Annotated in this window: 5 protein-coding genes; all 5 read right to left on the bottom strand. The window is 60.1% G+C overall.

What is annotated here, in order from left to right:
• Positions 1 to 162: 162 nt before the first annotated feature.
• Complete coding sequence (locus tag FHK95_RS16950) at positions 163 to 1,410, bottom strand: OprD family porin (protein WP_150305820.1); 1,248 nt, start codon at positions 1,408 to 1,410, stop codon at positions 163 to 165.
• Between the two features lie 258 nt (positions 1,411 to 1,668).
• Complete coding sequence (locus tag FHK95_RS16945; RefSeq protein ID WP_150305819.1) at positions 1,669 to 2,436, bottom strand: FAS1-like dehydratase domain-containing protein; 768 nt, start codon at positions 2,434 to 2,436, stop codon at positions 1,669 to 1,671.
• 2 nt (positions 2,437 to 2,438) lie between these two features.
• Complete coding sequence (locus FHK95_RS16940; protein ID WP_150305818.1) at positions 2,439 to 3,197, bottom strand: 3-hydroxybutyrate dehydrogenase; 759 nt, start codon at positions 3,195 to 3,197, stop codon at positions 2,439 to 2,441.
• An 11-nt stretch (positions 3,198 to 3,208) separates the two neighbouring features.
• A complete protein-coding gene (locus FHK95_RS16935) occupies positions 3,209 to 5,158 on the bottom strand; it encodes an AMP-binding protein (RefSeq protein ID WP_150305817.1) in 1,950 nt (649 codons plus the stop codon).
• Positions 5,159 to 5,190: 32 nt separating this feature from the next.
• Positions 5,191 to 6,177, bottom strand: a complete 987-nt coding sequence (locus FHK95_RS16930) for a branched-chain amino acid ABC transporter permease (RefSeq protein ID WP_150305816.1) — start codon at positions 6,175 to 6,177, stop codon at positions 5,191 to 5,193.

The following is a 6,177-nucleotide window of genomic DNA, read 5'->3' as shown; positions in this document are numbered from 1 at the left end:
CGCGGCGAGGTCGCCACTCCTACGAAAACCGGCTGCACCGGCTGCACCGAGTCGAGGTCTGCCACCGAACTGTGAGCCTGCACCTACCCTTAAAGAGTGTCGCCTCGGAACGCCGAACCGTCGGCACGACGCTGGCCGATAGGCCAGCCCGCTAGCCGCTGCCTACCAGATATTGAAGGTGTACCCGAGGATCACGCGGTTTTCATCGATATCCGTGGTATGACTCCCGCGGTAAGCCACGTTGCGCCACAGGAGGCTGGCGCCCTTCAGGCTTCCGGTCTGTACGGTGTAGCCAATATCCACGTCGCGCTCCCATTCCTTCGCGTCGACCCCACCGATTTCGAAGTTGTCGCCCCGCACATAACGCGCCATCAACTTGAGACCGGGAATGCCTGCCGCGGCAAAATCATAGCTGTAACGCACCTGCCAGGAATCTTCTTCGGCCCTTAGAAAGTGCTGGTAGGTAACTGTGTTCAACGCCCAGGGATCGGTACCGCCGGAAATGAAGGGCATGCCGGTGTCGCCATCCTGTTCCTGCCAGGCCAGACCCAGCGCGTGTCCTCCCCGAATCAGGGTGAACATGCCCGCCAGGTTCTGGTTATCGACATCTGTGTTGCCCTGGTCGCGGCTGTCGAAATAGCGAATATCCGAGCGCAAGGTGAGGTTCTCGGTCAGTTTCCAGTCATGCAGGATGTTGGCGTAGTGCTGGCTGTAATTATCCTCCATCTTGGCGTAGAACCAGGTACCGGTAAGCGTCGGGCTCGCCTGCCAGGTCGCCCCGGCATAGTTGAAGCGATCGCTCGCCACGCCACCGCTCGAGCCGTCGGCAAACATCACCATATCGTCGCGACTGGACGAATCACGCAGACGCGTGCTGCGGAACTGACCGGCGAGCAGACTCAGGTCATCGATCTCATTGAACGCCAGCTGTGCACCTTCGAAGGTCTGCGGCAATAGGCGGGTGTCATTGCGGTAGGCAATCGGCAACAGCGGCTCATGGGTACCCAGCGTAACCAGCGATTGAGAAACGCGCGCCTTGGCGGTCAAGCCCAGCGCGCTGAAGTTGTCGGAAGGCTGACCTGCCGAGTTGCGCTGCAAGGCGCCAGTACCACTGCTGCCATCGCCAGAATCAAGCTTGAACCCCGCCAGGCCGAGCGCATCGACGCCAAAGCCCACGGTACCTTCGGTAAACCCCGAATTCAGCCGCAGCATGAAGCCCTGCCCCCAATCTTCAGCCTTGCTCTGACCGCTCGGGTTGTCCCTGAAATCACGGTTCATATAGAAATTTCGGAGTTGCAATTTCAGGGTGCTGTCTTCGATGAACTCAGCCTGAGCGCCATTCGAGAACAGGACCGATGTAACAGGCACAACGACACAAGCGGTTCGCTTGAGATGCGACAGTAAGGACATGATGTTTACCTCTTATTATTGTAAAGACACATCAGGGGGAGCATCCGGAGGCATCCGTAATATGCTTTTATATTAAAAACTAACCACGGATACCGGTGTTCGGTAGAGACATTCGAACGTTAAAACCGACATCTATTAATGTCAAGATCATTACATATGGTTTCGTAAAAAAGATCTGCTCTCGGCTATTTGGCCGCGCGACAGTACACCCCGGTTCTGTGCGACGCCGGAGAAAATCTACAAAACGTTTGAGTCGAATCAGTGAAGCAGCGCGGCCCGAGCCCGTATGCGAACTTGCCCTCCGCCGCCCAGCAACAGCCAGTCGCCCGACTGCCCGCCTTGCTCGATGCGCAGCGGGTCACCGAGGGGAATCGGCGACACGAACCGCGCGCTGAACTGCCTGAGTTCACCCGCTGATAGCTGACTGCCAATCAGGCCCATACCCAACATGCCCTGGGCAAACACATCCGCATGCCCTACCCGCCGCGCAACGGCGGGGTCCAGATGCACCGCGTTACGGTCCCCGGACGCGTTGGCGAAGACCTGAATCTGCTGCCGGCTGACCGTCGCCACTATTGGCGGCAACCTATCGCTGTCATCGGCAACCGCAGCGGCACCCGGCGGAACCGGCTGTTCAATGGCGACATACACGCTGTGCATCTCGCAGACCAGCGTGCCATCCGGCTCGTACAGACAGGTATGTTTATGCAGCAGATCAAAGCGCGGCTTCTCAACCACCTCATTGAGGGTCGACTTGCTGACGTATACACCCCCAGGCTGCAGCGGCCGGTGATAGATAAACGCCTGCTCACCGTGCAGCAACTGGTGGGCCTGCAGCCCGGTGAGGGCAAACAGCTGGTCAACCAGCCCATGATCCATGTCAGCACTGAAAGCCAGGGTTGGCGGCAGACGGCCGCTCGACGTAGAGGCACCGAGGACCCGCGCCAACTCTGCGGCTCGCTCCTCAGAAAAGGACCAGCTCAGCTCAGGGAATCGATACCCCTTCAGCCGCTGTAAACCCGCCATGGCTACCAGCCACCGGAAACGCTGAGCGACTCACCGGTGATCCCGGCGGCAGCGCTAGAGGCCAGAAACACCGCGCAATCGCCGATCTCGCTGGGCTCGAGCAGGCGCTTGAGCGGCTGCCGCGCAAGAATATGCCGTTGCAGCGCCTCCTCTTCAGTGATGCCGTCCTGGGCTGCCAGCTGCGGCAGTTGCCGTTCAACCAGCGTGGTGCGCACTGCACCGGGCAGGATGGCGTTGACCGTAATGCCCTGATTGGCGGTTTCCAACGTCAGGGTCCGGGTCAGACCGATCAGGCCATGCTTGGCGGCGATATAGGCGCTTTTGTAAGGCGACGCCAGTTTGCCGTGAACCGAGGAAATATTGATGATGCGGCCGCTCTGCTGCGCCAGCATGCTGGGCAGCGCATGCTTGCACATCAGGAACGGGCCGGTGAGCATGACAGCCAACAGCAAATTCCACTTCTCCAGCGGGAAGTCTTGCACGGGCGAGATGTGCTGCAGACCAGCATTGTTGACCAGCACATCCACCGCCGGACGCTCCTCCAGCAGTTGCTTATAAAAGGCTGTGATCTGCTCCTCGCTGGTTACATCGACGGCGAAGGCGGCCGCGTTGGGCAACTCGCTGGCAGCTTGTTGCGCTGCTTCCAGATTGATATCGCAGAGCGCAACGTAGTCGCCCTGCGCGGCGAAGGCCCGCGCGATGGCAAGACCGATGCCCTGCGCGGCGCCTGTCACTACTACCGTACGATTAGTCTTGCTCATCGCCGAACTCCTCACGCCGTCTGCTGTTTGCACTGGCGGATATCGGACAACGCATTGGGGTTGTCCATCGTCGACAGATCGCCTGAATCAAGCCCGAGGTACGCTGAGCGGATCACCCGACGCATCACCTTGCCGTTCTTGGTCTTGGGCAGATCCTTGACGTAATGCAGACACTTGGGCCGCATGGCCTTGCCGAGCCGGCTGCCGAGTAGCTCCAGCAATTCGGCTTCCAGCTCCGGCGTCTGCTGCGTGCCCGGATGCAGCACGACAAAACACACCGGCGCCTCGCCCTTGATTTCATCCGGTACGCCAATCGCACCGGCCTCCAGCACCTGCGGATGGCTAACCAGAATCGATTCCATTTCAGACGGACCAATGCGCTTGCCCGCCACGTTGAGGGTGTCGTCGGAACGGCCGGTAATGGTCCAGAAGCCCTCTTCATCCCGAATCGCCCAGTCGCCGTGTACCCAGGTATCCGGGAAGCGGTCGAAATAGGAATTCTCGTACCGCTCTGGCTCCTGCCAGAAGCTGCGAGTCATGCCGATCCAGGGCTTGGCCAGGGCCAGCTCGCCCAGTGACTGCTCCACCGGGTTGCCTTCGGTGTCACGGATTTCCGCGGCCATGCCCGGCATGCGACTGTTGAAGGTGATCGGGGAAATGGGCTTGAGCAGCACATTGCTGAGGATGCCGCCGCCGATTTCCGTGCCGCCGGCATAGTTGATGATCGGGTAGCGGCCCTGACCGACCACGTCGAACAACCACATCCAGGGTTCGGGGTTCCAGGGTTCGCCGGTCGAAGCGAAGGCTTTCAGTGCGCTCAGATCATGATTCTGCGCAATGGCGTCGCCGTGCTGCATCAGCGAGCGAACCAGCGTTGGCGACACACCGATATGCGTCACCTGATGGCGCGCGCCGATCTGCCAGACTCTGTCGGCCTGCGGGTAATCGGGCGAGCCTTCGTAGAGCACCGCGCAGGCGCCATTGATCAGACTGCCGAACACCACCACCGGGCCAGTCAGCCAGCCCATATCAGAGATCCAGAACAGCCGGTCGTTCTGCCCGACATCCATGCACAGGCCAACATCCAGCGCCGCCTTGAGCGGGAAACCAGCGTGCGTATGCACCGCACCCTTGGGCTTGCCGGTGGTGCCGGAGGTGTAGATGATCATCATCGGCGACTGGCTATCGACCACAGCGGTCTGACACTGACTGCCGTCGCATGCCTGCAGGCTGGCGAAATCGACATCTCGAGAATTCCACTGCACGTCACGTCCCAGCCGGCGCACCACCACCATTTTTTCCAGCGCAGGGCATAGATCCGCCGCCCGGTCAGCTTCCTCCTTCATGCGGATGACCTTGCCACGGCGCAGGAAGCCATCAGCAGTGATAAGCGCTTTGGCGCCGCTGGCATTGATGCGCGCGGCCAGCGCTTCAGCGCCGTAACCGGAGAACGCCGGGGTAAAGATCCCGCCCAGCTTGATGATCGCGAGCAGTGCAACCACCGTCTCCACCAACATCGGCATATACACCGCTACGCGGTCGCCGGTCTTCACGCCCAGCTCGCTCAGCCCCTGCGCAACGTTGTCGACCTGTTGAGCCAGTTCGCCGTAGCTGATCTCGCGAACCTCACCGTCTTCACCCTCCCAGATCAGCGCCTGGCAGCCAGCCTGTTGAGGGTCATCCGCCAATCGCTCCAGCGCGCTACGTAGAATATTCAGCCGTCCACCGGCATACCACTCAGGGTGCTTGATACCGCCAGCATCGTTCAACGCGGTGTCGTAGGGCTTGTCCCATACGATACCGAGCCGGTGCTCCAGCGCCTGGGCAAACCATTTAGGGTCACTGGTGGAGCGCTCGAGAAAGTGCTCGTAATCCGTCTCGCCCTCTGCCTGCATCCACTGGTACAGCCGGGTTTTCTGGATCATGTCATCAGTAGGCGTCCAGACAGCAGAAGTCTTCATCTCAATCTCCGGGAATCTTGTTTGAATATTCATTAGCGAAAGTTCCTTGATACCAATACCTTCAGCCATCCCACGACACCTGATCGGAAACACAGCACGCAGATGACGAAGATCAGTCCGAGAATCGGCCCACCCCAGGTGCCCAGCGGCGATTGCGACAAGAGATGTTGCAGCGAGACCACGATTCCTGCCCCTACGAAGGGACCGAGCAGCGTGCCGACGCCGCCCAGCAACGTCATGAGCACGACCTCACCGGACATATGCCAGTGCGCGTCCGTCAGCGTCGCGAGCTGGAACACCACGGCCTTGGTCGAGCCGGCCAGACCGGCGATAGCTGAGGAGATAACAAAGGCCAGCCACTTGTAGCGATTCACGTCATAGCCAAGTGAGGTGGCGCGCGGCTCGTTCTCACGAATCGCCTTGAGGATCTGACCAAAGGGCGAATGCACCACTCTGAGTACCAGCGCAAAGCCGGCCACCGTGATCGCCAGCACGAAGTAGTACATGGCCAGGTTGTCGGACAGATCAATCATGCCCAGCAGCTTGCCGCGACTGATGCCGTGCAAGCCGTCCTCACCACCGGTAAAGGGCGATTTGAGGAACAGGAAGTACAGCATCTGCGACAAGGCCAGGGTAATCATGGCGAAGTAGATGCCCTGCCGGCGGATAGCGATGGCGCCAAACACCGCGCCTACAGCTGCCGCTGCCAGTGTTCCCGCCAGGATCGCCAGCTCCGGCCCGATGCCTGAATGCTCACTCATCAGATAGCCCGTGCAATACCCGCCCATGGCCAGAAAGGCAGCATGACCAAAAGAAAGGAGGCCGGTGTAGCCGAGCAGCAGATTGAAGGAGCAGGCGAACAAGCCAAAGCACAGCAGCTTCATCAGGAACACCGGGTAGGCGAACCAGGGCGCCGCCAGCCCGATCGCGATCAGAGCCAGATACATATAGCCGGTGCGGCGACGCTGACGCGCCTCGCGCTGTTCGGTAAGGCTGAGACTGAGTGTCTTTGCGTTCAT

This window comes from Pseudomonas saliphila, assembly GCF_008638345.1.
In the GTDB taxonomy this organism is placed as follows: domain Bacteria; phylum Pseudomonadota; class Gammaproteobacteria; order Pseudomonadales; family Pseudomonadaceae; genus Halopseudomonas; species Halopseudomonas saliphila.
Note: the sequence above shows the minus strand (reverse complement) of the source record. Positions and strands in the feature narration are given on the sequence as shown.

What these genes read in the sequence shown, in the direction of transcription:
- FHK95_RS16945 (WP_150305819.1), bottom strand. Translation starts at nt 2,436, where the DNA reads ATGGCGGGTTTACAGCGGCTGAAGGGGTATCGATTCCCTGAGCTGAGC.
- FHK95_RS16940 (WP_150305818.1), bottom strand. Translation starts at nt 3,197, where the DNA reads ATGAGCAAGACTAATCGTACGGTAGTAGTGACAGGCGCCGCGCAGGGC.
- FHK95_RS16935 (WP_150305817.1), bottom strand. Translation starts at nt 5,158, where the DNA reads ATGAAGACTTCTGCTGTCTGGACGCCTACTGATGACATGATCCAGAAA.
- FHK95_RS16930 (WP_150305816.1), bottom strand. Translation starts at nt 6,177, where the DNA reads ATGAACGCAAAGACACTCAGTCTCAGCCTTACCGAACAGCGCGAGGCG.
- FHK95_RS16950 (WP_150305820.1), bottom strand. Translation starts at nt 1,410, where the DNA reads ATGTCCTTACTGTCGCATCTCAAGCGAACCGCTTGTGTCGTTGTGCCT.